The sequence below is a fragment of the Gilvimarinus japonicus genome (assembly GCF_042847215.1).
GTDB classification, from domain to species: Bacteria; Pseudomonadota; Gammaproteobacteria; order Pseudomonadales; family Cellvibrionaceae; genus Gilvimarinus; species Gilvimarinus japonicus.
The window spans coordinates 2021898-2047599 of sequence record NZ_AP031500.1 but is presented as its reverse complement, the minus strand read 5'-3'; the positions used below and the strand labels follow the sequence as shown (position 1 = coordinate 2047599).

Sequence of the window (25702 nt, the reverse complement as noted above, 5' to 3'; positions counted from 1 at the left end):
TGGGATTTTTTTGTTTAAGCCGCGCCTCACTGCGTTACGCGCCCCTTGAATGCGCTTTGAGACGCTTTTGATGCCGCCTATAGAAAGTTACTTTTATTTTTTGGCAAAGCAAACTAACAAAAAGAATGCCCAATCTAACTTCAGATCTCGGGAAACGATTAATCCACAACCCATGCTTTAGAATACTAATTTAAACCGTGATTTATTAAAGATATCTTTCCGATACATCATCAAAAAAAATTATTAAAGATATAGCGCCACGGTAAAACTAACGATCTCAATAACTCCAACCGTGCAGGCAAACGCCACTGCAGCAGCATAGTCATCCAGTGCAGTGTTCAAATGAATTGGCAGCACAAAAAAGGATAACCATATTGCCTTCCATAGTAGTTCGAGCATTAGAACCGGCAACCTTTGCAAAGGATAGCAAGCGCCCACCAATGACAAAATCATGAAGCCAATAAGCACCACATTTATCACGGCATATGAACCTGCTGATACACCCACTGAAGATAATGCCGGGCGCCGAGGGGCGTTCTCGGGTATTGCTTGCCACATCGCGACAAGTAACTCGTCCGCCCGCAGCGACCGTGGGAAAGTAAATCGAACGCTGGACTATTGTAAGTCCGATGGCGATGCTCTATAGCGACGAGGTCAGCAGTAATAAAATAGCCTGAGCCTCACCAAAGGCGCGCCCTACCTTCGCCACAAGCGATCATATATTAACAACCATAACCCCACCACAAAGCCCACATGCGCTACCGCTGCACCTAAAGCAAATAGCCACGCCAGCTCGGCCCGTGCGTTAGTCAGCCAACCCAACGTAACGGCTGCGGCGTAAGGCAATGCGGTGGCAAGCACCAGCATTAGGCTCAGCGCAATAATTTTTAAACCGCGATCGGCGCGGGCATACACAACCCGGGTGATTGGGTTGCGCCGCCACAGGTAGTTTGCCCCGCGTTTTAGCCACATAGTATTACCTAGCCCAATTGCTAGAGTGCGGTAATACGCCAGCACTGATGAATTTTTTGATTGCGTGAATAGTCCTGATCGATAGTCGCTTTTGATATGTCTTCTATCTGGTAGCCCGACAAAGCTTCTTCATCGAGTTTAAAGCTGCGCAGATTGTTAGAAAAATACAACACACCGCCCTCGTCTAGTAGGTTCATCGACTGATGAATCAAGCTAACGTGGTCGCGCTGAACATCTAACACATCAAGCATTTTTTTCGAGTTGGAAAAGCTAGGCGGATCAAGCATGATTAAATCAAATTTTTGCTCGGCGCTTTTTAACCAGGCGACACAGTCGGCTTTCTCTAAACGGTTGCGCGATTCGCTTAAACCGTTCATGGCCAAGTTACGACTCGCCCAATTAAGGTAGGTTTGCGACATGTCCACACTCAACGTAAAGCGCGCACCACCTAATGCCGCCTGTACTGAGGCGGCCGCCGTATAACAAAAAAGGTTTAAAAAGCGTTTACCTTTCGCCTCGGCGGCGATACGCAAGCGCAAGGGGCGATGATCTAAAAACAGGCCGGAGTCTAAGTACTGCCACAGGTTGACCAGCAACCGAGCATTACCCTCTTGCACTTGCAGCAATTCACCCATGGGCTTTTCATGAAGTTTTTCATACTGCATAACCCCGCGATTACGCCGGCGCTGTTTAAAACTGACCGATTCAGGAGCAACATCCAAGGCAATAGGCACCGCCGCTTCAATTTCTTTAAAGCGCTCTGCCGCGCCTTTTTCATCAATAGAGCGCGGTGGCTGGTACTCTTGTACGTGCACTTGGCGGCGAATGGTGTTGGTGCCGTCAACCACCCCCTCGTAAACATCGATAGCACAAGCGTACTCGGGCATATCCGCATCGTACAAGCGGTAACAGGTTGCGCCACTGCGTTTACGCCATGATTTAAGTTTTTTGGCATTTTTTTGCAAACGGTTTAGCAGCATTTGTGCACCATTTGACAATACAACTTCGCCTTGCTCGTTAAGTTGTTCTGATGGCCCTACTGGCGCGGCACGGTTTTGCACCGTGTATTCCGGCTCAATCGCAAACATTAATAGCTCGCTGGCGATCGTGCCGTTAAACAGCTTGTACTTCTTTTGTGCTCGCACGCCCATCTGTTTGCCCAGCTCGGGGTTGCCGGTAAAAACCGCCGCACGCCAGCCGGTAAATTCCTCACGCATTCGCTCGCCCAGGTGACGATACAAACTTTTCATCGCTTCGATTTCACCCAAACGCTCGCCGTAAGGTGGGTTAGTTACAATAATGCCGTGGGGCATGGCTTTATGTGTGGGCTTAACAAACTCGCGCAGCTCTTTACGGCTTACTCGCAACCAGTCGTCAAAACCGGCGCGGGTTATATTTTCTTCTGCCGCGCGAATGACGCCGAGGTTAGCATCGTAACCGCGAATTTCCGGAAGTTCACGCTCAAGCCCATGGCGTTTTCTCGATTGCGCTTGCTCGCGCAACTCTTGCCAAGCATTAGTATCGTGGGTGGGCCAGCGCTGAAAGGCAAAGCCCGAGCGCATCAAGCCCGGTGCGACATCGGCGCTTATCATAGCGGCTTCAATCAAAAAGGTACCCGAGCCACACATAGGGTCAAGCAACGCTTCATTGTGGTCGGCTTTGCCCCATCCGGCACGTATTAAAATAGCGGCGGCAAGATTTTCTTTTAGTGGCGCCTCACCTTGCGATTTACGATAGCCACGGCGGTGCAAACTCTCACCACATAGATCCAAGCCAATGGTTATATTGCCCCGTGACAACCGGGCGTTAATGCGTAAATCCGGGTCGCGTTTGGCAACGTCTGGTCGCTCGCCAGTATCGTCGCGAAAACAATCCACCACCGCATCTTTAATTTTTACCGCACCGAATTGCGTGTTGCGAATATTGCGGTTCTCGCCTGAAAAGTCGACCATTAAAGTGCCGCTGGGCTTTAGGTACTGCTGCCAATCAATCGCGCGCGCTACACGATACAAGTCGTCGGCAGTATCAGCGCGCTCTTGCACTAACGGCATAAGCACTTTATTGGCCAGACGCGACCACAAGCATACCTCGTAGGCTTTTTTTATATCGCCACTAAAGTACACCCCGGCCACAGTCTCACGCACCTCTTGTGCCCCTAGAGCTTTCAGTTCATCCAGTAATAGTGATTCTAAGCCTTTGGGGCACGTGGCAAAAAATTGGGTTTCGGCAGTCATGACTTACGCTATCTCAACACTAGTAGAAACAAGCTTTATGCCTGTTTATTTGGCCGACGAGACATTCAATGCGCTCGGCGGTTCCATAAAATGACGGTTTTGTTAAGACCCTTGCGATCTATTAACGTCTACCGCTATAAAAATTAATTCGTTCACAGCGCGGCTGGATTTTGTTGTACTGGCTATCCGCCGCTGAAAATCATACAGCGCATGTTGGTAAATTCCTACCGGCAACGGCGGATAAGCACATCAGCCAAACGGCGCTATGCGCCAAGCGAGACGCCCGACTCAGTGAGTGAGCGTCAAGGGGATTTGCGCCCTGCAACCAATGGCCTCAAGGGCTCCCCCAGCGATATTAGCGCGGGGGATACGCGCTACAGCGGCGCACAGGCCGCGCACCCCAAGTCAAAGGCTAGCAGCGCTTAAGTTTGCTAAAGCGCCTATCGTATCCAACGGCGTTCACGCTAAGGAGGTAAGAACCATTGGCAGCCCGCGACGCACCACGCTTGACGAGTAAACCGCTTGACTGATCAAGGCCCCACCGCCAAAGCAATAGCAAACCTGTTGTGCGGCAGTGGCTCTTTAACTCTAGGCCAACACAGCAATATCGGCCGTAAACCTAAGGAGATGGTGGTTTTCGCAATTTGTCATACACAACCCGCGAGCATGGCGAGTGCGGCAACTAAACTGCCGATGAGCACGTAACGGTGCTCTAACTGGCCCGCTCTGTTTATAACCGATGAGGTATTGCAAAGCATGAAACGCCAAAAACGTGATCAACTTGAACGAGCATTCGGTAAAGGCTACAAAGCCGGTATTGACGGGCGATCCAGAAGCATTTGCCCCCATGAAACCGGCTTAACACGGCAGCAATGGATGAGCGGCTGGCGCGAATCGCGCACCGATCAATGGGACGGGTTTAATCGCGCGGCGCAGGTACAAAAGCTGAGCAACCTCCATTAACCACTGAGGCACCGAGACAACGACGTATTTGAACATAGCTTGGAATGACACAAACTTGAACAAACGCTCATTGTGATAAGACTCAGGATCTGCCACCCGCAGATCAAGCCCGCCTAGTGCGGGCTTTTTAATGTATACCCTTTATGTCCTCACGAGGCTCAGCCAACCGATCAACACGCCACGGCACTTACCCTAACCCCGTTCGACCGCCACCTAACTTTTTGGAGGATTGCGTCTATAGGCCGCCACCGCCTCGGCACACTCTTTAATTAACGCAGGCCCTTTATATATAAAGCCCGAGTAAATCTGCACTAAGCTCGCACCGGCGGCTATTTTTTCGACTGCGGCATCGGCGCTATCGATACCACCGACACCGATAATAGGGATTCGGCCACCCAAAACCTTGGCCAGAGCGGCAATAACTGCCGTACTTTTGTCGCGTACCGGTGCACCGCTTAAACCACCCGCCTCGGTGTGCTGCGGGTCGGTCTCTACTCCCTCGCGGCCGATCGTGGTGTTCGTGGCGATAACCGCGTCTATTTCTAATGCTAGCAAGGTCTCAGCAACGGATGCGATCTCGGACTCTGTCATATCGGGGGCAATTTTTACGGCAATAGGCACGTAACGCTCTTGCTCTTGCGCTAGCTTGCGCTGCTCACGTTTGATTCCACCCAGTAGCTCCGTCAGGCTTTCACCAAATTGCAGGTTGCGCAGCCCCGGAGTGTTGGGCGATGAGACATTGACGGTGATGTAATCTGCCCAAGCGTAGACCTTACGAAGACACACACGGTAATCATTTAGCGCATTTTCGACCGGAGTTTTGGCATTTTTGCCAATATTAATACCCAGTACACCATCATAGCGACGGGTTTTCACCTGATTCACCAGGTGCTCGACGCCCTTATTGTTAAAACCCATGCGGTTGATAATGGCGTTATTACCCGTCAACCGAAACAGGCGCGGCTTAGGGTTTCCCGGCTGCGATAGCGGCGTGATGGTGCCAATCTCGACAAAACCAAAACCCAGCGAGCCGAGCGCGTTAAAGTAATCGCCATTTTTGTCCAGCCCTGCCGCCAAGCCTATGGGGTTGGGAAAGGTCAGCCCCATCACCTCGACGGGATCGTCGGGGACTTTGCTTAGCAGCCGGGTTATCCCCAAACGCTCCCCTGCACCAATGCACTCAAGGCTAAGTTCGTGTGAAGCTTCGGGGTTGAGGCGGAACAATAGGTTGCGCACAGCTGTGTACATGGCAATTTCTCGCTAAAAACGTCAAAACGGCGGCAAGGATACTGAAATTAGCGCCCTACGTCGATTTTTTCGAGCCGCTCGCAGCGCATTGATTGATCAAAAACAATCCGAAACCAACCCTGCACGCCGCTGTGGCTTACAAACGGCCGCAGCAACGACAGCGGAAAACGCACCCGGCGACCATCGATGGTATGAGCCAGCACCTCTCGCACCCTGCCGCGATAGTAGCGCTCCAGTTGCGCCGCACTAATATCTAAACTAAATTCCAGCTGATTCAGCTGTGTTCGGGTCATCGCCGCTGCCGATTATTATGACCTTGCCGGGCCATAGCAAAGGTATTTAAGTTGCTGATATTCTTGAATCCCCTGGCGCCCTCCCTCACGGCCAAAGCCAGATTGATCGACACCGCCAAAGGGTGCCATAGCGTTAGAGATACCGCCTTCGTTAACCCCCACCATGCCAGACTCCAGTGCCTCGCCCACGCGCCAAGAGCGATCTACATCTTGGGTATAAAAATACGCCGCCAAACCGAAAGGAGTAGAGTTGGCCAGCTCAACGCCTTCTTGCTCGGTGGTAAATTTCATAATTGGCGCCACTGGCCCAAAGGTTTCTTCTTGCCACAACTGCATTTTAGGGGTTACCCCCACCAGCAAAATCGGCGCGACGCGATTATGCGGCAAGCTACCCGGCACATCGCCCAACACACACTCGGCCCCTTTTGCCAGAGCATCATCGTAGTGGCGCTTTACTTTATCGACGGCACCGGCATTAATAAGGGAGGTTTGTTTAACGCTCTCGTCAAAACCATCGCCGACCTTTAACTCACTCATTGCGTGTTTTAGCGCTGCGACAAACTTATCGTGAATACCCGCCTGCACCAAAAAGCGATTAGGACAAACACAGGTTTGGCCCGAGTTTCTGAATTTAGAGCCAATGGCGCCCTTCACCGCAAGGGCAACATCTGCATCATCAAACACCACAAAAGGCGCATTGCCGCCCAGCTCTAATGAGAGCTTTTGTAAATTGGGCGCGCACTGCGCCATTAATTTGCGCCCCACGGAGGTCGAACCGGTAAAACTTAATTTTTTCACCAGTGTCGATTCGGTAAAGGCTTTACCGACCGTCTCTGAGTCGCCAGTCACAACGCTAAACACCGACTCTTCAATACCTGCTTGCTGGGCCAAATAAGCCAGCGCCAGCGCACTTAGGGGCGTCATAGAGGCGGGTTTGACCACCATTGAGCAACCCGCCGCTAGCGCTGCCGCCGCTTTACGGGTAATCATCGCAGCGGGAAAGTTCCACGGAGTGATCGCGACGCTGACCCCGATCGGCTCAGGCCTAACCAAAAGATGCTGCCCCGGCTTTGATGCGGGAATCATCTCGCCGTAGCCACGCTTTGCCTCTTCGGCAAACCATTCAATGTAAGACGCCGCATAATCGATTTCGCCACGCGACTCTGCGATGGGCTTGCCCTGCTCGGCAGTCATGATGCGGGCTAAGTCCTCTTTGTGCTCTTGCATCAGCTCAAACCAGCGGCGCAATTTAGCCGCTCGCTCTGGCGCGCTTAATCCGCGCCAGAAGATAAAACCTTGGTGGGCGGCCGTTAATGCATGATCGAGGTCCTTTGCTGACAACTTAGGAACCCGAGCTAAGATTTCATCGGTGGCCGGGTTGACCACCTCAATGGATTCACCAGAGCTACCTGCAGACCAGGTTCCGGCAAAAAAGCACTGTTCGCGCCACAACTCGGGGCACTCTAATTTAAAGGCTGGAGTATTTGCGTTACTAGTCATTGCGATTCCTCAAAGTTTGTTTGCTGAACATACAATTTACGCTAGCGCCCTGCCCCCAAAACGTCAGAGCTAAACCCGTAGCTTAGCAAACGTGCATTGCCTAAACATACCTTATTGCGGCGGGCCAAAAACGGTGGGCAACAGAAAATTTGGGCTATAAACATCATAACACCGCACGCCATCGACGGTTCAAGCCCCTGTCACAACCTCGACAAAAGTGCCTCTGCAACACCCTGCCTACTAACGTCAGGCTACGCCTGAACAAACGGTTACTGATGTTTTTATAAAGTGTCACGATCCATTCAGCGCTTGGCTCAGAAACCCAAAACGAAAAAAGCGAGCCCGGTCAGGGGCTCGCTTTAACGCGCGTAAGGTAGCCAGCGGCGCCGGGCGCCAGCAGATTATCTCACTTTAGTAATTTACTAATATCGCGCGCTTGCCAGTGAGGAAAGTGCTTGCGCACCAAGGCGTTTAGCTCGACTTCAAACTCGCTGTAATTCGCGTTTTGCGTGTCAGCATTGTAATCGAGCGCTTCCATTACCATACCCGCGCCAACAGTGATATTTGTCAGTCGGTCAATCACAATAAAGGCACCAGTGGCACGGTTGTGCTGATAATTATCAACGATAACATTTTGGCTCAATGCCAAGTTGGCAACCGCAATATCATTTAGCTCAAGGGCTGTGGTCGGATGATGCTCTTGGGTGTTTACGTCAATCTGATAATCGAGGCCATCAAAGTGGCCACTGATGACACGACTGGCAAACTTAAACAAATACTCATCGCCCACTTTACCGGCGTTAGCGTTCATCCAAACAACATGCGCTTTGAGGCTGTTGGTTTGTTTGACCTCATCATTAGCCAGCACCAGCATATCGCCACGGCTAACGTCAATTTCATCATCTAAGGTCAGGGTGACCGCTTGCCCGGCAAACGCCTGATCTAAGTTCTCGTCATAGGTCACAATTGCTTTTACGGTACTGCTGGTGCCGTTAGGCAACACTTTAACCGCATCGCCGACCTTAACCACACCAGAGGCAATTGTGCCGCAAAACCCACGAAAATCTAAATTAGGACGGTTGACATACTGCACCGGGAAACGGAAGTCATCGAAGTTTTTATCGGCGGTAACCGGCACCGACTCCAAAATTTCCATTAACGTTGGGCCGGTATACCACGCCGAGCGCTCTGATGCATTGACCACGTTGTCGCCATCAAGGGCCGAGATCGGCACAAACTGCACGTCTTCCATGCCAAGCTTTTGCGCAAACGACAAGTAATCGGATTTAATTTTGATAAACGCCTGCTCATCAAAATCCAGCAAGTCCATTTTATTGACGGCAACGACGATGTTTTTAACCCCCAACAGAGAGGCAATATAGCTGTGCCGACGGGTTTGCGTCACCACGCCGTAACGGGCGTCAATAAGAATGACGGCCAAATCACAGGTCGAGGCGCCGGTGGCCATATTGCGAGTGTACTGCTCGTGGCCCGGGGTGTCGGCGATAATAAACTTGCGCTTAGCCGTTGAGAAATAACGGTAGGCCACATCAATGGTAATACCTTGCTCGCGCTCGGCTTGCAAACCATCTACCAGCAGCGCCAAATCGACGGTGTTGCCTGTCGTACCGTGCTTTGTGCTGTCGGAGCGCACGGCGTCGAGCTGATCTTCATAAATCATTTTCGAGTCGTGCAGCAAGCGACCGATTAGTGTGCTTTTACCGTCGTCAACGCTACCGCACGTCAATAAACGCAATAATTCTTTGCGCTCGTGCTGAGCGAGATACTCATCAATATCGCTAGCGATAAGTTCTGATTGGTGAGACATAAACTTTTAGCCTTTGGCGTTTTCGGTGCCTAACAAATTGGTGACGCGCCCTGCGCCACCGATTCAGTGCAAATACGTTATCCGCTATTACTTAGAAATAGCCTTCTTGCTTTTTCTTTTCCATCGAGCCGGAGCTGTCATGATCAATCACCCGCCCTTGACGCTCGGAGGTCGTCGTTAACAACATTTCCTGAATAATCTCAGGCAGCGTTGTCGCATCGGACTCAACCGCGCCGGTCAGCGGATAACAACCAAGGGTACGAAAGCGAACCATTTTCTCTTGGATCTCTTCGCCCGGCTCTAACGGCATACGGTCATCGTCGACCATAATCAGGGTGCCGTCACGCTCAACCACAGGCCGCTTAGCGGCAAAATACAAGGGCACGATAGGAATGCCTTCTAAATGGATGTACTGCCAGATATCCAGCTCAGTCCAGTTAGACAGGGGGAACACGCGAATGCTTTCGCCTTTATCTACCCGGCCGTTATAAATATTCCACAACTCGGGGCGCTGATTTTTAGGATCCCAACGGTGATTGCGATCACGGAACGAGTAAACGCGCTCTTTGGCTCGCGATTTTTCTTCATCCCGACGGGCGCCACCAAAAGCGGCGTCAAACTTATATTTGTTAAGCGCCTGCTTTAGAGATTGCGTTTTCATGATGTCGGTATGCTTGGCGCTACCGTGGGTGAATGGGCCAACCCCCATATCGACACCTTCTTGATTGATGTGTACCAGCAGATCCCAGCCGAGATCTTTAATACGCTGGTCACGAAACTCAATCATTTCCTGAAACTTCCAGGTCGTGTCTACGTGCATTAAGGGGAATGGCGGTTTACCCGGTGCGAAGGCCTTCATGGCCAAGTGCATCATTACGGCAGAATCCTTGCCCACCGAATAGAGCATAACAGGGTTATCAAACTCAGCCGCGACTTCGCGAATGATATGAATACTTTCAGCTTCAAGCTGTTTTAGGTGCGTCTGTGTGTATTGCTCGGACATGCCACTCACAATTTGTTGGTCAATTTGGGGCCGACCCAGTGTCGGCGGCGCGTATTATAGGTGATCTGGACGAATTTCACTAATCCACTCCACCCAGCACTAGCGTTGGCAACGGTAGCGGTTTTCTAACGGTTTGTTAACAATCAATTGCTTCTATGGTTATGCCCAATTGTTTGGCTTGCGCCACAAAGCCCGGGAACGACGAGGCAATGCACTCAGCGTGATCAACCGTCACCGCCCCGTCGCAACACAATCCTGTCAACGCCAGGGCCATGGCAACCCGGTGGTCGCCCGCCGAATCTACCTCGGCGCCCTGCATGGCCGAGCCGGTAATGCGCAAACCATCGGCATGGGTATCCACGCTAACGCCCAACGCTTTTAGCCCGGCCGCCATATTCGCCAGCCGATCACTTTCTTTTACCCGCAGCTCCGCCGCACCCGAGAGCTCGGTGACACCCCGAGCACTAGCGGCGGCGACAAACAGCGCGGGAAACTCATCAATCGCTCGGGAAACCAGCTCCGGCGGTATGCTAATACCCTGTAACTGGCGGTAGCGCACCCGAATATCGGCCACGGGTTCACCGCCTGCCGTATCTTCGTTAAGTAGCGCTATGTCGGCGCCCATAAGGCGCAAGATGTCCAGCGCACCCGTGCGCGACGGATTTACACCAACGTGTTCCAGTAAAATATCCGAACCTGGGGTGATACTCGCAGCGACGATAAAAAATGCCGCTGACGAGAAATCGCCTGGCACATCAATATGGCACGCCTGCAGCTCACTGCCGCCATCAATGGCGAGCCAGCCCTCGTCGCAGCGAGTCACCTGGCAGCCAAAACCGCCCAACATACGCTCGGTATGGTCGCGCGTTACCTGAGACTCCCGCACCCGTGTGACACCATCAGCGTACAAACCGGCCAGCAACAAACAAGATTTTACCTGGGCGCTCGCCAGTGGCAGCTGGTAATCAATAGCGGCAAAGCGCTCAGCCGGGGCAAACGTCAACGGCAGGTTCTCTGACTCCGAATGGATGTTGGCACCCATTGAGCTCAACGGTTCGATAATTCGCCCCATGGGCCTGGCCGACAAAGAGGCATCACCTGTGATGGTGGAGCTAAAGGTTTGTGCGGCCAGAATACCGGACAACAATCGGGCGCTGGTGCCGGCATTACCCAAATACAGCGGCTTTTGTGGTGCCTTAAGCCCGTGCAGCCCGACGCCGTAAATGGTCACGCGCTCCTCACCGGTGGCGTCATTGTTAGCGCCGTCAATCACTACGCCCATATCGCGAAACGCCTGCAGCGTGGCAAGCGAGTCTTCGCTCTCCAATAATCCGGCAATCGTAGTTTTGCCGTTTGCCAGCGAGCCGAGCATGATCGCGCGGTGAGAGATCGACTTGTCGCCCGGTACGCGTAACCGGCCCTGTAATGGCGCACCTGCAACGACACGAAATTTGATAGGCGTTAACGCTGCAGAGTCTTTTAAAGTGCGCCCGGCTAACATCCGGGTAAAGTGATCTCGAGCCGCTTTAGCGCGGGTAAATACGCCCAGCAAATACTCGCCGTCTTCGCGCTCAATACCGTCACGCAAACGCAATAGGTTATCGACAAATTTATCCAGCGAGTGAAGCACAGCGCCACGATTGGCGCGCATAATATCGTGCCACATAATCGGATCACTGGAGGCAATACGGGTAAAATCACGAAACCCGCCCGCGGCGTAACGAAAGATGTTGGGGTTGCCAATATCGTGCGCCAAGGTGTCAACCAGCGAGTACGCGATAACGTGAGGCAAGTGACTGGTCGCCCCCAGCACCTCATCGTGCTCGCTAACCGACATCGACAAAACCTCGGCGCCAAGCGCTTGCCACAGAGCCGTAACTCTGGCGATATGCGCCGCGCCGGTCGACGGCTCGGGCGTTAAAATAACACGGTGTTTTTGGTATAAAGAGGGGTTGGCTGCGGCAACGCCGCTTTGCTCCGAGCCGGCAATCGGGTGCCCCAACACTAAGTTGCTGGGCACTTCACCAAACGCGGCAATAGCCGCCTCACGCACACTGCCTTTTACGCTGGCGCCGTCGGTTACGGTAACCTCTGGACTGACAAGCGCATGAATATCGCGCAATACCGACTCAATGGCCAGTGTGGGCACAGCGACAAAGATAACATCGCCCTCGCCCAACTCGGCCGCCACTTCTTGCAGTGACAAACAGGCGCGGTCAACCACGCCGCGCTCTAGCGCTAATGCCGCGTTTGCTTGATCGCGAACAATGCCAATCGCCTCTTGGCACGCATGGCGCTGGCGCAAACCGGCACTGACGCTACCGCCAATAAGCCCCAGGCCAATAACCACCAATTTTCCAACCGCTTTAAACTCGGGCTCCGACACGGCCGACATCCCTAGAGTACGGCCTTGGGGTAAGAACCCAGAATTTTTAAGTCGGACACTCGTGCCGAGACTTCGTCTAACGTAGCGCGGATGACGGGGTCGTCCACATGCCCGGTAAAGTCCACGAAAAACACGTAAGTCCACACACCAGAGCGCGAAGGCCGGGTTTCGACCCGCGTTAAATCGATATCGTGAGCGTGAAACGGCGCCAACAAATTGTGCAGTGCCCCGGGCTGATTGCGCATCGCAATTAACAGTGAGGTTTTATCGACGCCGCTGGCGGGAACCGCTTGGGTGCCGATAATTAAAAAGCGGGTGCTGTTGTCCGGCTGATCTTCGATCTTCTCGGAAACCACCTGTAAATCGTATAGCTCGGCGGCTTTTTCTGGCGCTATAGCCGCCGCATTCCACTCACCCTTTAAACGACGGGCCGCTTCAGCGTTGCTCGACACGGCAATTCGCTCGGCTTTGGGGTAATGTGCATCCAGCCACTTGCGACACTGTGCCAACGATTGTCCGTGGGAATAGATACGAGAGATGCTTTTAACATCGGTGACAGAGGACACCATTAAATTATGATGTACCCGCAGCTCGACCTCACCGCAAATTTTTAAATTAGAATTCATAAAGTTATCGAGGGTATGACTCACCACACCTTCGGTAGAATTCTCGACCGGTACCACGCCATAATTAACAGCGCCGGCCTCGACCTCGCGAAAAACTTCATCGATTGCCGAAAACGGCATGGCAACGGCGGAAGCGCCAAAATGTTTTTGCGCCGCCTGCTGTGTAAACGTACCTTCAGGACCTAGGTACGCCACCTTAATGGGACGTTCCAAGGCCAAACACGCCGACATAATTTCACGAAACAAGCGCGCCATCTCTTCATCACTAAGCGGCCCTTCATTGCGCTCCATCGCCTTGCGCAATACTTGTGCCTCGCGCTCAGGCCGATAAAACAAAACATCGCCCTCAGTGCTGGCCGACTTTACCTCGGCCACTTTTTGCGCGCAGCCGGCGCGTTCAGAAATAAGCTTGCCGATGGTCGCGTCGATTTCGTCGATGCGATCACGCAGCGCCAGCAGTTGCTCGCGCTCGTTGTGGGTATCGCTCATAACGCCTTATTCCTCAGCTGCCGGTTCATCCGACGCGGCTTCGCCTTCAACGTCAGTGTCATCCTCTTCTGGCTCTTCAATGCGCGCGACGCCACTCATATGTTCATTGTCGCGCAGCTTAATAAGACGCACGCCTTGAGTGTTACGGCTCAGTACCGATACCTCATCAACGCGGGTGCGCACCAAAGTGCCCTGATCTGAAATCAGCATTAGCTCTTCGCCATCAAGCACCTGCACGGCGCCTACGAGCGCGCCGTTACGCTCGCTGGCAGTCATCGCAATAACACCCTGACCACCGCGACCTTTAGCCGGAAACTCTTCGACGTCGGTGCGTTTACCGTAGCCGTTTTCACTGACGGTGAGCACTTTACCGTGCTCGACAGGCACTACCATACCGATAACCGATTGGTCGTCAGCCATGCGGATACCGCGCACCCCGCGACTAATACGGCCCATGCTGCGCACCGCCGATTCGTTAAAGCGTGCCGCCTTACCGTTAGAGGCAAACAAAATAATATCTCGCTCGCCGTTGGTGATGGCGGTATAGACTAAGTTGTCGCCCTCGTCTAAAGCGATTGCCCGTAAACCGACACTGCGCGGACGCGAGAACTGATCCAGCGGTGTCTTTTTAACGGTGCCTTTTTCGGTCGCCATAAAGACGAAGTGATCGGCATCAAACTCTTTCACCGGCAAGATCGAGGTGACCCGTTCGCCTGCCTCAAGCGGCATTAAATTTACCACCGGGCGCCCCCGAGATTGCCGGCCCGCAACAGGAATTTGATACACCTTTAACCAATACACTTTACCGACACTGGTAAAACACAAGATGGTGTCATGGGTGCTGGCAATAAGTAGGTGCTCAACAAAGTCTTCGTCTTTAACCGATGTCGCTGACTTGCCCATACCACCGCGTTTTTGCGCTTGGTAATCGGCCAGCGGCTGACTCTTAGCGTAACCACCGTGGGAGAGCGTCACGACGCGCTGCTCTTCGTTAATCAAATCTTCTTCAGTCAAATCGAGCGTCGACGCCATAATCTCGGTGCGACGCTCATCGCCGTAGTCTTTAACAATAAGTTCCAGCTCTTCACGAATCACTTCCATTAGCCGGGTGAAGTTACCTAAAATTTCTAAGTACTCGGCAATTTGCAGCAGTTTTTCGTTGTACTCGGCCAGCAGCTTGTCGTGCTCCATGCCGGTTAAACGGTGCAGACGCAATTCCAAAATGGCCTGTGCCTGCGCCGGCGACAAATAATATTTGCCATCGCGCAAACCAAAGGTATCCGGCAGATCTTCAGGGCGACAGGCGTCTTCGCCGGCGCGCTCTAAAAACGGTGCCATCTCGGCGGCATCCCAACCACGGGCAATTAGCCCCTCTTTGGCCTCTGCCGGTGACGGAGAGCTTTTGATCATCTCAATCACTTCGTCGATATTGGCAATCGCAACCGCTAAGCCCTCGAGAATGTGCCCGCGCTCGCGCGCTTTGCGCAGCAAGTAAACCGTACGCCGGGTGACCACCTCACGGCGGTGGCGAACAAACGCCTCAAGTAATTCTTTGAGGTTTAATATTTTAGGTTGTCCGTCGACCAAGGCGACAATATTAATACCAAACACGTTCTGCAGCTGCGTCTGAGAGTAGAGGTTGTTAAGCAACACCTCGCCCGACTCATTGCGTTTAACTTCGATTACCACACGCAAACCGTCTTTGTCCGACTCGTCGCGCAGCTCGCTGATGCCTTCGATCTTTTTCTCTTTTACCAGCTCGGCAATACGCTCGATCAGACGCGCCTTGTTAAGCTGGTATGGAATTTCGCGAATAATAATGGTTTCGCGGCCCGTCTTGTTATTAACCTCGACCTCGGCTCGGGCGCGAATGTAAATACGCCCGCGACCGGTGCGATACGCCTGTAAAATACCGGCGCGACCATTAATAATGGCGCCCGTAGGAAAGTCAGGCCCGGGAATAATCTCCATCAGCTCGTCGATGGTGATGTCTTCATTATCGATCAGTGCCAAACAACCTTTCACCACCTCGGTGAGGTTGTGCGGCGGGATATTGGTGGCCATGCCCACGGCGATACCAGAGGAGCCGTTCACCAGTAAGTTGGGCACTCGGGTCGGCAAAACATCGGGGATTTGCTCGGTGCCATCGTAGTTGGGGATAAAATCGACGGTCTCTTTGTCGAGATCGGCCAGCAGCTCGTGCGAGATTTTCGCCATGCGGATTTCGGTATAACGCATCGCCGCGGCGTTATCGCCATCGACCGAACCGAAGTTACCTTGACCGTCTACCAGCATATAGCGCAACGAGAATGGCTGCGCCATACGAACAATCGTATCGTACACGGCGGAGTCGCCATGGGGATGGTATTTACCAATCACATCACCGACCACACGAGCCGATTTTTTGTACGCTTTGTTCCAATCGTTATTCAGCTCACTCATGGCAAACAGTACGCGCCGGTGAACAGGCTTTAAACCATCCCGAGCATCGGGAAGTGCTCGGCCAACGATCACACTCATGGCGTAGTCGAGGTAAGACTGCTTGAGCTCATCTTCGATACTGACGGGTAATACTTCTTTCGCTAAATCGCCCATGGATTAACGCTTTCCTTATTGTGTTGACTGCTGTCAGAGCCGGGTTGGCGCCCGCGACACACGTATGCCCCGCAAGTGCGTCTCGCGTGGACTTAAAGGGCGTAATATTACCATAAAATCAGACGTATAGGTGTGCTAGGCTGCCATCGGTATAAGTGTGGGCCTCACGCCACCTGCAGGGTTTGAGTTATACTGCGCCGCGACGGGCCAAGCAGTGGCCCATCAGGATATTGCCATCGTCGAGGAGCCTCCATGCCCAACCAGCAAGCCGTTCGATTAATGATCAAAGCCCGCTGGATCATTCCGATCGTCCCCGCCGGACGCGTATACGAGGACTGTGCCATTATCGTCAATGGGCAGCAGATCGAAGCCTTACTGCCTATTGCCGAAGCCGAGAAACGCTACCGTGCCGAACAAACCCTCACCTTAGATCGCCACGTCCTGATGCCCGGCCTGATCAACACCCACGGTCACACGGCAATGTCCCTGCTGCGCGGCTTTGCCGACGACCAACCGTTAGACACTTGGCTGAATGAGCATATCTGGCCCGCCGAGGCGCGCTTAGTCGACGCCGATTTTGTGCGCGATGGCACCGAGCTGGCGCTCGCCGAGATGATCAAGTCCGGCACCAGCTGCTTTGCCGACATGTACTTTTACCCCGAACAAACCGCCCAAGTGACCCGCCGCGCCCACATGCGCGCGCAGATCGCGTTTCCGGTATTGGACTTTGCTACCAATTGGGGCGATGGCCCAGATGACTACATCAACAAAGGTCTCGCACTGCACGACGACTACCGCGCCGACGACTTGATTCGCATCGCTTTTGGCCCCCACGCCCCTTACACTGTGAGCGATGAGCCACTCAAGCGTATTGCCGTGCTGGCACACGAACTACAGGCGCCTATTCATATCCATGTGCACGAAACCGCGCAAGAAGTCGCCACCTCTATTGAGCAGCACGGCAAGCGCCCCCTAGAGCGCTTGCGCGAGCTGGGTGTACTATCACCTCTTGCCCAGTGCGTGCATATGACCCAAGTTGACAACAGCGATATTGCCACGCTCAGCAGCACCGGCAGCCATGTTATTCACTGCCCAGAATCAAACCTTAAGCTCGCCAGCGGTTTTGCGCCGGTGGCCAAGCTCACCGCCGCCGGGGTTAATGTCGCTCTGGGCACCGACGGCGCCGCCAGCAACAATGATTTATCTATGTTAGGCGAGCTGCACACCGCCGCCCTGCTCGCCAAAGCAGTCGCCGGTGATGCCGCAGCGCTAGACGCTCATCAAGCACTCACTATGGCAACCCTAAAAGGCGCGCAGGCTATGGGTATCGACGACATTACCGGCTCGCTGGAGCCCGGCAAGGCCGCCGATATCGTCGCTTTTGAGTTGGACGATCTGTGCGCCCAGCCCATCTATGATGTGGCGGCCACGCTGGTTTATAACAATCGCGCCGTAAAGGCATCGCACCTGTGGGTGGCGGGCAAGGCACTGATGCTGTCGGGTCACCTGCAAACACTCAACGAGCGAGACATCGCCATTAAAGCTCGTCACTGGGCGCAAAAAATTGCGCAACAAAATCCGTCCAGCTGAGACCGGAGTAATTTATGACTCAACCCCATGACAATACCGAGCAGCCCCAAGCCACGCCAAATACCGATGCGGCTGAAATCGCCAAGTTTGAGCAATTAGCCGACAAATGGTGGGACTTAGAGGGGGAGTTTCAGCCTCTACACGGCATGAACCCGCTGCGCGCCAACTATATCGACCAACACTCTCCGGTCGCCGAGCGCGAGCTATTAGACGTTGGTTGTGGCGGTGGTATTTTGGCCGAAGCGCTAGCCCAACGCGGCGCGCGCGTTACCGGTATCGACATGGGCGAAGCACCGCTGAGGGTCGCCCGCGAGCACGCTAAGCAAGGCGGCCTGCAGGTAGATTACCTGCACAGCACCGCCGAGCAGCTCGCGGCCCAGCAACCAGGCCGCTACGACATTGTCACCTGCCTGGAAATGCTGGAGCATGTCCCCGACCCCGCTTCGGTGATTGCCGCTTGCGCGGCGTTGGTAAAACCCGGTGGTACGGTTTACTTTTCGACCATTAACCGCACGCCTAAAGCGTGGGGTTTAGCCGTGGTTGGGGCCGAATATGTATTGGGTTTACTGCCCAAAGGCACCCACGATTACAAAAAATTTATTCGCCCCTCTGAGCTTGCCAGCTATGCCCGGCGCGCAGGGTTACAGCTTGAAGATATCGCCGGCATTCGCTACAACCCGCTCAGCAAACAGTTCTCACTGGCGCCCCACGACGTCGATGTCAACTACATTGCCCGCACTCGTAAAGCCCCCGAGACTGCCTAATATTGAAATCAGGAGACACCGTGAGCCCCAATCCTCTGCCAATCCGTGCCGTCGTTTTTGATCTTGACGGCACACTGCTGGACACCGCCGGCGATTTTATCGTTGTGCTCAACCAGCTGCGCCGCGAGCATCAACTCCCCGAGCTTACTGATGAAGCCATTCGTCGCACCGTCTCTAACGGCGCGCGTGCACTGATAGAGCTAGGTTTTAATGTCACCGAGAGCGACCCTGAGTTTGCGCCACTACGCAGCCGCTTGCTAGAGCTGTACATGCAACATATCGCGGTTTATACCCAGCCGTTTAGCGGTATTATTGAACTGCTACACGATATTAAGCGCTGCGGTTTAGGCTGGGGCATCGCCACCAACAAGCCCGAGCTATACACCCAGGCACTACTCGATAAGCTCGCTTTAAAACCGGCGCCCGAGGTCGTGATTTGCCCCGACAACATCACCCATCGCAAGCCCGACCCTGAATCGCTATTATTTGCAGCGCGCCACTTTGAGTGCGAGCCCAGTCAAATTATTTATCTCGGTGATCACATTCGCGACATCGACTGCGGCCGGCACGCCGGTGCTATCACCATCGGCTGCGGCTATGGCTACATCGATGAAGGCGACGACCCCAAAAACTGGCAAGCCGATTACCTCGTCAATCACAGCCTTGAGTTAGCGCCATTAATTGCGCGATTGATTCAAGCGCGACAAACAGCTGAGCAACCTGCATGAACCATCCCAACATAAATACCCTGCCAGATGGCTACCAACCATCATCCGATTTATTAGCCGATAAAATTATTTTGGTGACCGGTGCCGGCGATGGCATTGGCCGCACAGCGGCAATGACGTTTGCCGCCCATGGCGCCACCGTGATCTTACTGGGCCGCACCATGAGCAAGCTAGAACAAGTCTACGACGCTATCGAGGCCGCCGGTCACAAGCAGCCCGCTATTTACCCGATGAACCTTGAAGGCGCCACGGAAAAAGATTACCGCGATATGTGCGACACGCTAAATGAAGAGTTTGGCCAGCTCGACGGTATATTGCACAACGCCTCAGAGCTGGGCGACCGGACCACCATCCGCGACTATACCGCCGACACCTGGAAACGCTTAATGCAGGTAAACGTCAACGCCCCGTTCATGATGACCCAAGCCCTGTTGCCACTATTAGAAAAACCCGAGCACGCTGCCATTGTCTTTACCGGCTCCAGCGTTGGTCGCCAAGGTCGTGCCTACTGGGGCGCTTACGCCGCCAGTAAAGCGGCACAAGAAAACATTATGCAAACGCTGGCCGACGAGCTCGAAGGGGTAACCGGCATTCGCGCTAATAGCATCAACCCAGGCGCCACCCGCACCGCCATGCGCGCCGTTGCCTATCCGGCCGAAAATCCTAACGAGCTTAAAACCCCCGAGGATCATATGCCGCTCTATTTGTATTTGATGGGACAGGACAGCCGCGATATAACCGGGCAATGTTTTAACGCTCAGTAGCGTTGCCCCGCAAGGTTATCGCGGTAATGTCTGCCAAAAGAAAATACGATAGGAAAGTAAAGCCGGCGTGACGAATTATTTACTGCGGTTTGCTGCGCAAGGCATCCAGCAATGATGCCTCGGCGCGCGACAAGCCGCAGCGATTAGCGACCTCGTCACGATCCACGCCCAGCGATAACAAATGTGTTGCCTCGGAGTAAGGCTTAAGGCGAGTGTCACCACTTGCGGTGTCGATCTGGGTGTTTTTCTGCGATTCCATAGCCAGAATTCGCTGCCCCATACCCACGGCACCACTTTGCAGTAGCGCCAACTCGCGTTCAAACTTTTGCAGAGCCTGCTGGCTTTGTTGCTGTGCACGCTTTACTTTAACCAAAGCCGTAAAAGCCAATAAAAGTGCGAACACCGCCACGCCAAAAACAACAGCAGCGGCTATTAAGGTCTCAGTTGCGACACCGGCAAACGCCCCCATAGTTTTACATCCCTACCCCAGCACTGCTTTAAATATCGTCGAGTTCGGCCCACTCTTCATTGGTGAGCAGCTTATTCAGCTCAATCAAAATCAGCAGTTCATCGTTTTTGTGACAAACACCCTGAATAAACTTAGCGCTCTCTTCATTGCCAACGTTGGGGGCCATCTCGATTTCGGACTCGCGCAAATAAACCACCTCGGCAACACTGTCTACCAAGATACCAATAACGTGGCTGTCGGTCTCGATAATCACGATGCGCGTATTGTCCGTCACCTCACCGGCGGGCAAGGCAAACCGGTGGCGGGTATCAATCACCGTCACCACATTGCCGCGTAAGTTAATAATCCCCAAAACGTAAGCGGGGGCGCCAGGCACGGGGGCGATCTCTGAGTAGCGCAGCACCTCTTGAACCTGCATAACGTTAATGCCATAGGTTTCACCGTCTAGGCGAAAGGTGACCCATTGCAATACCGCATCGTCTGAGTTTTTTTGTTGATTGGCATTGTTCGCCATGGTTGCTCCTCGCACAAGAATATTAGGCGCTTGTTCAATGTGGCCCCGCTTAAGCGGCACCGGTTAAACCCTTTACCTATTAACAGTAGTCTTTACTATGACGCTATCGGCCGCGCTGCCAATTTCTTCAGTCTAGGCGATAACCCGCCCTTAACCCAAGTTTACTACACTCTGGCACAGCCAGGCGGGTAAAACCGTCTATTTACGGCTATTGCGATCGGCGTCGGTCAAAAGTTTGCCCATCATCGGTATATCGATCAGTGCGCACATATGCTCTTTAACGGTTCCGGCCAGCCAGGGCCGCTTGGAGCGAGAGCTACGCCACTTTACGTCGTCCGGGGCGAGCCGCATGGGTTGCTCTACCCGATCCACCGCTAGCCCCCACGGCACACCGTTAATGGACACCACATACTGGGCGGATTCAACAAAACTTGGATCGTAGCGCTCAGGCATGACAAATTTTGCGGTATTCACCGTGCGTACTTTGCCCGAGCTGGTGGGCTGTAGTCCCATAAACCAATCAGCCTGGCCAAATAGCGGCGTAAGCTCATCGGTCAGCGGTTGAATTTGCCCCAATGCGATAAGCGGCACGGCCAAGGTTAGACCACTGACCGTAAATAAGAGCACTTCAAAGGGCTCCTGAGCCCAGCCCGGACGACCGTTTTTATGCCACTGCAGCGCTTCATCCAATACCGCCTGGGGTTCTGCCGCCGGTGTTTCACTGACGGCCACCTCGGCGGTGGGCGTGGCGCGGGGCAAAGGCGCTACATCCGGCGTAGCGATTGGCGCGGGCGTTTCTTTTAAAGCGGTTGGCGCAGGCGCGGTGTCAGGCTCTGGCGTCATATGCTGCGTTACCGAGGCGCGCGCGCTGTACAGCAGCTGTTGTAATTGCTCGCGGCGGTCGTCGTCATCCAACAGCGGTGCGACTGGTGTCGGGGGTGAACGCAACTCCTCTGTAGCGGCTTGAGGCTTTACCTCTAAGCCGGGGGCTGGTGCAGGCGCGTCACGCAGCAACTCATCAATGTAGCCCTGTAACAAATCATTGCCACCCGCGGTCATAGTACACCTCTGCTTGCCGGCGCTTTTGCAGCGGTTACGCTGCCTGCCGCTTGTGTCGAGGGCGTGACCTCGCGCTGACGCAACCACTTGTAGAGCGAGCGATACGCCTCGACCCCGCGACTTTGCGGCTCGTATAAGTTCGGCGGCACCCCGGCTTTGCTGGCATCGCGAAACTTGGTATCCACAGGGATCTTACCCGGCCACGTGCGCTCGGGGTAATCGTAACGAATCGTCCGCATGGTGCTTACCGAGGCCTGGGTTCTGCGATCAAACAGTGCCGGCACTATGGTGTAATTAAGCCCTTGGCGGCTGGATTTTGCCATCATATTTAACGTATTAACCATACGCTCTAAGCCTTTAAGAGCGAGAAACTCGGTTTGCACTGGAATAAGCAACTCGTCACACGCGGCGAGTGCGTTGACCATTAAAACGCCCAACAGTGGCGGCGTATCGATAATCACTAAGTCGTAATCGTCAGCCAGCAAGGCCAGCGCTCGTTTAACGACCAACCCCAAACCATCGGGCCCGAGGGATCGCCGCTCGAGGGTTGCCAAACCTGTTGCCGCCGGTAAAACCTCAAGGTTGGGGTAGTCGGTCGCGTAAATCAGGGATTTTACAAAACGTCGGCCACCGCCTTGGGGCTCACTTAAACGCTGACGATCCGAAAATAACGTATACGCACTGCGGGTCAGGGTGTCGGGATCTTGACGGAAATAGCTGGTCAAGGAACCGTGAGGGTCGAGGTCCAATAGCAATACGCGCCCGTGCTCGGCGGCTAAACCGCCAAGCGCGACACTGGTAGTCGTTTTACCCACACCACCTTTCTGGTTTGCTACGGTCCAGATTTTCACAAAATCCTCTCAAGTACAGCGATAGCGTCAATCTAGTGTTAATCGGCTCTGATTAGCAAACCTTGAGCAAGTATCGTGCCTCGCCCTGGGTTAGATCAGATTAAGGCGTACCGTTCGTCCGGGGTAAGTCTGGATCGCTACTGTAAAGTAGCTCGCCGCCGTTCAGTTCTACCGGTTTAATATCGGCACTGCCGGCGCTGGAACGAGTCGCCGTAGTTTGCGCCCCAGCCGACGCTTCGGGCGCCGCCGCTTGGGGGCGCACTCGGTGATCGCGGGCAATCATAATCGCCACCCGTCGGTTTTGTGCCCGACCATCGGCGCTATCATTAGAGGCCACTGGCTGATACTTACCATAACCCACTGCCGCTAACCGACTCGGCCCGACACCGGCATCAATAAGCCACTTAACAATCGCCGCCGCTCGCGCCGAGGACAACTCCCAGTTGCTTGGGTAGCGGCTGGTTTGAATCGGTACATTATCGGTAAAACCTTCGATCTGAACCGGATTATCGACATCGGCAATAATCTCAGCGACCCGGGTAAAAATCTCGCGGGCGGTATCACTTACCTCGGCGCTACCGGATGAAAATAAAATACTGTCCCGCAGCTCTACTTGCAGCCACATCTCGTTACTCGACACCTGCATCAGCTGATCGTCAATCAAGCCGGCAAACTCCGCTTTAAACGCTTGTTCAAGTAAATCAAGGTTGCCCTTGTGATCGCCAACAGGGCTCGAAGGTATTGGTGGCACCAGGGCTTCGCCCTCGAACTTGCCATCTGCTCGCTTCGCGTGTGACCGCGAATCAAAAGCGTCGGTCAGGGTCGAGGACAAGACTCGATATTTGCTTTCATTAACTTGCGAGATCGAGTACATCACCACAAAAAAAGCAAATAAAAGTGTAATAAAATCCGCATAACTCACCAGCCAGCGCTCGTGATTAACGCTCAATTCCCGAGATCGACGCCTAGGCATAACACAACCTATTAATCGACATAACCACTTAACCGCACCTCTATCGCTCGCGGGTTTTCACCGTTGGCGATGCCGAGAACCCCTTCGATAAACATTTCGCCGTAGCGTATTTCACGATCGACGCACATACGCAACTTATTAGCGATAGGGAGTAAAAATAAATTGGCTAATGCCACCCCGTAAATTGTGGCCACAAACGCGACCGCAATACCGGGGCCAAGCTGTTCGGGGTCGGCCAAATTGCGCATAACATGTATCAACCCCATAACCGCACCGAGAATGCCGATCGTTGGCGCATAGCCACCCATACTCTCGTAAAACTTAACGGCGTCTAAATGGTTTTGCTCAGAGAGAATTAAATCTCCTTCCATGACGCGCCGAATAGTATCTGGTTCATTACCATCGACCAGTAAGGTTAACGCTTTTTGCGCAACCGGATCGGTTTCGTCATCGGCAAGTTTCTCGAGCCCCAGCAGGCCCTCTTTACGGGCGGTGACCGACCAAGCGGTAATTTTTTCGATACCCTTTTGATAATCAAAATGCGGCGGTCGAAACACCCAGCGGATCATCCGCAAAGAGCGCACTAAACAGGCTTTAGGGGTTTGCAACATCGCGGCGCCGGCGGTACCGCCAAGCACTATAAACGCTGCCGGAAAATTTGCCAGCGACGATAAAGTACCGCCCTCGATAAAATTACCGCCAATAATCGCCGCAAACCCAATGAGTACCCCGAGTATGCTTAAGATATCCATCAGCGCACCTCGGCAGCCAACGCCGGGCCAATATCTTTTAAACTCAACACACGATCGGTTAAGTTTTCACGGGCAACCGCCATGGGCATACCGTAAATCACACAACTGTCTTTATCTTGCGCCCAAATTTGTGCGCCGCGCTGCTTTAGCAGGCCGGCGCCTTTACAGCCATCGGAGCCCATGCCGGTTAACACCACACCCAACACCCGATCTGAGTAGGCATTAGCGGCGGCACCGAAGGTAATGTCTAGACTCGGTTTGTAATTAACTCGCTCGTCGTCGGGTAAAATTTTCACCACGCCGCGCCGGTCAATCATCATTTGTTTTCCGCCGGGGGCCAACAGCGCCAACCCGGGCTTAATAAGATCGCCATCGACGGCTTCGCGAACCTCCAAAGCACACTGCTTATTGAGGCGCTCGGCAAACGCTCGGGTAAAGTTCTCGGGCATGTGCTGCACCAACAACACAGGAACGCTAAAGTTTGCCGGTAAGCTAGACAACACTTCGGTCAGCGCTACCGGACCACCGGTAGAGGCACCGATAACGACTAAACTGGGTTTTGCATAACTTTTACGTGGCCGGGGCTTCAGTTCAGCCGGTGTCGGCTGACGGGTAAAATCAATATCTTGCGGCTTTGCCGGCTCGGGGGGCCTACGCGCGCTACTTGCGGGAGCACCACTCGCTGCGCCGCCGGCCAGAGTAAGTAAACGCTCGTGCAACTTTTGTTTTAAAACAACCGAATTGCGCGATACCTCGGCAAAGTCCTTGGGTATAAAATCCACAGCCCCGGCCGCTAGTGCGTCCAAGGTAATACGCGCACCCTCGTAGGTAAGCGACGAAAACATTAAAATAGGAAGTGGCCGTTCGGCCATAATGGTTCGCACAGCGGTAACGCCATCCATCACCGGCATCTCAAAGTCCATGGTGATGACATCTGGTTTTAGTGAGCGCGCCAACTCAACGCCCTGCTGGCCATTGCTTGCGACACCAACCACTTCAAGCCGGGGGTGCTGACTAATAATGTCTTTGAGGCGAGATTGAAAGAACTGCGAGTCGTCTACAATTAACACCCGTACGGGCATGCTGTTACTCCATTAAATT

Annotated in this window: 23 protein-coding genes; 5 read left to right on the top strand and 18 right to left on the bottom strand. The window is 53.6% G+C overall.

Annotation, left to right across the window (positions count from 1 at the left end; genetic code table 11):
• Positions 1-243: 243 nt before the first annotated feature.
• From ACGHAD_RS08790 to rlmKL, 3 genes are all read right to left on the bottom strand, one after another.
• Positions 244-558, bottom strand: coding sequence for a hypothetical protein (locus tag ACGHAD_RS08790; RefSeq protein WP_382415629.1), 315 nt, complete (start codon positions 556-558; stop codon positions 244-246).
• Between the two features lie 138 nt (positions 559-696).
• Positions 697-972, bottom strand: a complete 276-nt coding sequence (locus tag ACGHAD_RS08785) for a hypothetical protein (RefSeq protein WP_382415631.1) — start codon at positions 970-972, stop codon at positions 697-699.
• 20 nt (positions 973-992) lie between these two features.
• Positions 993-3206, bottom strand: coding sequence for a bifunctional 23S rRNA (guanine(2069)-N(7))-methyltransferase RlmK/23S rRNA (guanine(2445)-N(2))-methyltransferase RlmL (gene rlmKL / locus ACGHAD_RS08780; protein WP_382415633.1), 2214 nt, complete (start codon positions 3204-3206; stop codon positions 993-995).
• Positions 3207-3962: 756 nt separating this feature from the next.
• Between rlmKL and rmf the strand changes: the two genes are divergently transcribed.
• Positions 3963-4169 carry a ribosome modulation factor gene (rmf, locus tag ACGHAD_RS08775; protein ID WP_339615290.1) on the top strand — a complete coding sequence of 69 codons (207 nt, stop codon included), beginning with the start codon at positions 3963-3965 and terminating at the stop codon, positions 4167-4169.
• A 213-nt stretch (positions 4170-4382) separates the two neighbouring features.
• On the opposite strand, the gene ACGHAD_RS08770 is transcribed toward rmf, so the two are convergent.
• From ACGHAD_RS08770 to gyrA, 8 genes are all read right to left on the bottom strand, one after another.
• Positions 4383-5417, bottom strand: coding sequence for a quinone-dependent dihydroorotate dehydrogenase (locus ACGHAD_RS08770; RefSeq protein ID WP_382415635.1), 1035 nt, complete (start codon positions 5415-5417; stop codon positions 4383-4385).
• Between the two features lie 47 nt (positions 5418-5464).
• Entirely contained in the window at positions 5465-5710 is a 246-nt protein-coding gene (locus tag ACGHAD_RS08765) for a DUF2835 domain-containing protein (protein ID WP_339615292.1), read from the bottom strand.
• A 15-nt stretch (positions 5711-5725) separates the two neighbouring features.
• Positions 5726-7210, bottom strand: a complete 1485-nt coding sequence (locus tag ACGHAD_RS08760; RefSeq protein ID WP_382415637.1) for an NAD-dependent succinate-semialdehyde dehydrogenase — start codon at positions 7208-7210, stop codon at positions 5726-5728.
• A 406-nt stretch (positions 7211-7616) separates the two neighbouring features.
• Positions 7617-9038, bottom strand: a complete 1422-nt coding sequence (gene cysN / locus ACGHAD_RS08755) for a sulfate adenylyltransferase subunit CysN (protein WP_339615294.1) — start codon at positions 9036-9038, stop codon at positions 7617-7619.
• A gap of 91 nt (positions 9039-9129) precedes the next feature.
• Positions 9130-10041 (bottom strand): sulfate adenylyltransferase subunit CysD, encoded by a 912-nt coding sequence (gene cysD / locus ACGHAD_RS08750; protein ID WP_339615295.1) that lies wholly within the window; start codon positions 10039-10041, stop codon positions 9130-9132.
• Between the two features lie 136 nt (positions 10042-10177).
• Complete coding sequence (locus tag ACGHAD_RS08745; protein ID WP_382415640.1) at positions 10178-12427, bottom strand: bifunctional prephenate dehydrogenase/3-phosphoshikimate 1-carboxyvinyltransferase; 2250 nt, start codon at positions 12425-12427, stop codon at positions 10178-10180.
• 11 nt (positions 12428-12438) lie between these two features.
• Positions 12439-13542 carry a prephenate dehydratase gene (pheA, locus tag ACGHAD_RS08740; RefSeq protein WP_339615297.1) on the bottom strand — a complete coding sequence of 368 codons (1104 nt, stop codon included), beginning with the start codon at positions 13540-13542 and terminating at the stop codon, positions 12439-12441.
• A 6-nt stretch (positions 13543-13548) separates the two neighbouring features.
• On the bottom strand, positions 13549-16137 hold the full coding sequence (gyrA, locus tag ACGHAD_RS08735) for a DNA gyrase subunit A (protein WP_339615298.1): 2589 nt from the start codon (positions 16135-16137) through the stop codon (positions 13549-13551).
• Positions 16138-16389: 252 nt separating this feature from the next.
• On the opposite strand from gyrA, the gene ACGHAD_RS08730 reads away from it, so the two are divergent.
• The 4 genes from ACGHAD_RS08730 to ACGHAD_RS08715 are packed head-to-tail and all read left to right on the top strand — an operon-like array spanning position 16390 to position 19983.
• Positions 16390-17727 (top strand): TRZ/ATZ family hydrolase, encoded by a 1338-nt coding sequence (locus ACGHAD_RS08730; RefSeq protein WP_382415642.1) that lies wholly within the window; start codon positions 16390-16392, stop codon positions 17725-17727.
• Positions 17728-17741: 14 nt separating this feature from the next.
• Complete coding sequence (gene ubiG / locus ACGHAD_RS08725) at positions 17742-18491, top strand: bifunctional 2-polyprenyl-6-hydroxyphenol methylase/3-demethylubiquinol 3-O-methyltransferase UbiG (protein ID WP_382415644.1); 750 nt, start codon at positions 17742-17744, stop codon at positions 18489-18491.
• A 20-nt stretch (positions 18492-18511) separates the two neighbouring features.
• Entirely contained in the window at positions 18512-19219 is a 708-nt protein-coding gene (locus ACGHAD_RS08720; RefSeq protein ID WP_382415646.1) for an HAD family hydrolase, read from the top strand.
• Positions 19216-19983 carry a YciK family oxidoreductase gene (locus tag ACGHAD_RS08715; protein WP_382415648.1) on the top strand — a complete coding sequence of 256 codons (768 nt, stop codon included), beginning with the start codon at positions 19216-19218 and terminating at the stop codon, positions 19981-19983. The genes ACGHAD_RS08720 and ACGHAD_RS08715 overlap by 4 nt, the downstream gene beginning before the upstream one ends.
• A 79-nt stretch (positions 19984-20062) precedes the next feature.
• Here the strand turns inward: ACGHAD_RS08715 and ACGHAD_RS08710 are convergent, their stop codons facing one another.
• From ACGHAD_RS08710 to ACGHAD_RS08680, 7 genes are all read right to left on the bottom strand, one after another.
• Positions 20063-20452 carry a DUF2802 domain-containing protein gene (locus tag ACGHAD_RS08710; protein WP_382415650.1) on the bottom strand — a complete coding sequence of 130 codons (390 nt, stop codon included), beginning with the start codon at positions 20450-20452 and terminating at the stop codon, positions 20063-20065.
• A 28-nt stretch (positions 20453-20480) separates the two neighbouring features.
• Positions 20481-20966, bottom strand: coding sequence for a chemotaxis protein CheW (locus ACGHAD_RS08705; protein WP_339615304.1), 486 nt, complete (start codon positions 20964-20966; stop codon positions 20481-20483).
• A gap of 198 nt (positions 20967-21164) precedes the next feature.
• Entirely contained in the window at positions 21165-22025 is an 861-nt protein-coding gene (locus ACGHAD_RS08700) for a chemotaxis protein CheW (protein ID WP_382415652.1), read from the bottom strand.
• Positions 22022-22876, bottom strand: a complete 855-nt coding sequence (locus tag ACGHAD_RS08695) for a ParA family protein (protein ID WP_382415654.1) — start codon at positions 22874-22876, stop codon at positions 22022-22024. Before ACGHAD_RS08695 ends, ACGHAD_RS08700 begins: the two co-directional genes overlap by 4 nt.
• Positions 22877-22976: 100 nt before the next feature.
• A complete protein-coding gene (gene motD, locus ACGHAD_RS08690; RefSeq protein ID WP_382415656.1) occupies positions 22977-23849 on the bottom strand; it encodes a flagellar motor protein MotD in 873 nt (290 codons plus the stop codon).
• Between the two features lie 11 nt (positions 23850-23860).
• Positions 23861-24601, bottom strand: a complete 741-nt coding sequence (locus ACGHAD_RS08685) for a flagellar motor protein (RefSeq protein ID WP_382415658.1) — start codon at positions 24599-24601, stop codon at positions 23861-23863.
• On the bottom strand, positions 24601-25683 hold the full coding sequence (locus ACGHAD_RS08680) for a chemotaxis response regulator protein-glutamate methylesterase (protein ID WP_382415660.1): 1083 nt from the start codon (positions 25681-25683) through the stop codon (positions 24601-24603). The genes ACGHAD_RS08685 and ACGHAD_RS08680 overlap by 1 nt, the downstream gene beginning before the upstream one ends.
• Positions 25684-25702: the final 19 nt, after the last annotated feature.

Excerpts from the sequence above, each read along its gene's own strand:
- ubiG (WP_382415644.1), top strand. The coding sequence starts at position 17,742 with ATGACTCAACCCCATGACAATACCGAGCAGCCCCAAGCCACGCCAAAT.
- ACGHAD_RS08770 (WP_382415635.1), bottom strand. The coding sequence starts at position 5,417 with ATGTACACAGCTGTGCGCAACCTATTGTTCCGCCTCAACCCCGAAGCT.
- gyrA (WP_339615298.1), bottom strand. The coding sequence starts at position 16,137 with ATGGGCGATTTAGCGAAAGAAGTATTACCCGTCAGTATCGAAGATGAG.
- ACGHAD_RS08785 (WP_382415631.1), bottom strand. The coding sequence starts at position 972 with ATGTGGCTAAAACGCGGGGCAAACTACCTGTGGCGGCGCAACCCAATC.
- pheA (WP_339615297.1), bottom strand. The coding sequence starts at position 13,542 with ATGAGCGATACCCACAACGAGCGCGAGCAACTGCTGGCGCTGCGTGAT.
- cysD (WP_339615295.1), bottom strand. The coding sequence starts at position 10,041 with ATGTCCGAGCAATACACACAGACGCACCTAAAACAGCTTGAAGCTGAA.
- motD (WP_382415656.1), bottom strand. The coding sequence starts at position 23,849 with ATGCCTAGGCGTCGATCTCGGGAATTGAGCGTTAATCACGAGCGCTGG.
- ACGHAD_RS08790 (WP_382415629.1), bottom strand. The coding sequence starts at position 558 with ATGTGGCAAGCAATACCCGAGAACGCCCCTCGGCGCCCGGCATTATCT.
- ACGHAD_RS08700 (WP_382415652.1), bottom strand. The coding sequence starts at position 22,025 with ATGACCGCGGGTGGCAATGATTTGTTACAGGGCTACATTGATGAGTTG.
- rlmKL (WP_382415633.1), bottom strand. The coding sequence starts at position 3,206 with ATGACTGCCGAAACCCAATTTTTTGCCACGTGCCCCAAAGGCTTAGAA.
- cysN (WP_339615294.1), bottom strand. The coding sequence starts at position 9,038 with ATGTCTCACCAATCAGAACTTATCGCTAGCGATATTGATGAGTATCTC.
- ACGHAD_RS08760 (WP_382415637.1), bottom strand. The coding sequence starts at position 7,210 with ATGACTAGTAACGCAAATACTCCAGCCTTTAAATTAGAGTGCCCCGAG.
- ACGHAD_RS08730 (WP_382415642.1), top strand. The coding sequence starts at position 16,390 with ATGCCCAACCAGCAAGCCGTTCGATTAATGATCAAAGCCCGCTGGATC.
- ACGHAD_RS08715 (WP_382415648.1), top strand. The coding sequence starts at position 19,216 with ATGAACCATCCCAACATAAATACCCTGCCAGATGGCTACCAACCATCA.
- ACGHAD_RS08680 (WP_382415660.1), bottom strand. The coding sequence starts at position 25,683 with ATGCCCGTACGGGTGTTAATTGTAGACGACTCGCAGTTCTTTCAATCT.
- ACGHAD_RS08685 (WP_382415658.1), bottom strand. The coding sequence starts at position 24,601 with ATGGATATCTTAAGCATACTCGGGGTACTCATTGGGTTTGCGGCGATT.
- ACGHAD_RS08710 (WP_382415650.1), bottom strand. The coding sequence starts at position 20,452 with ATGGGGGCGTTTGCCGGTGTCGCAACTGAGACCTTAATAGCCGCTGCT.
- ACGHAD_RS08765 (WP_339615292.1), bottom strand. The coding sequence starts at position 5,710 with ATGACCCGAACACAGCTGAATCAGCTGGAATTTAGTTTAGATATTAGT.
- rmf (WP_339615290.1), top strand. The coding sequence starts at position 3,963 with ATGAAACGCCAAAAACGTGATCAACTTGAACGAGCATTCGGTAAAGGC.
- ACGHAD_RS08705 (WP_339615304.1), bottom strand. The coding sequence starts at position 20,966 with ATGGCGAACAATGCCAATCAACAAAAAAACTCAGACGATGCGGTATTG.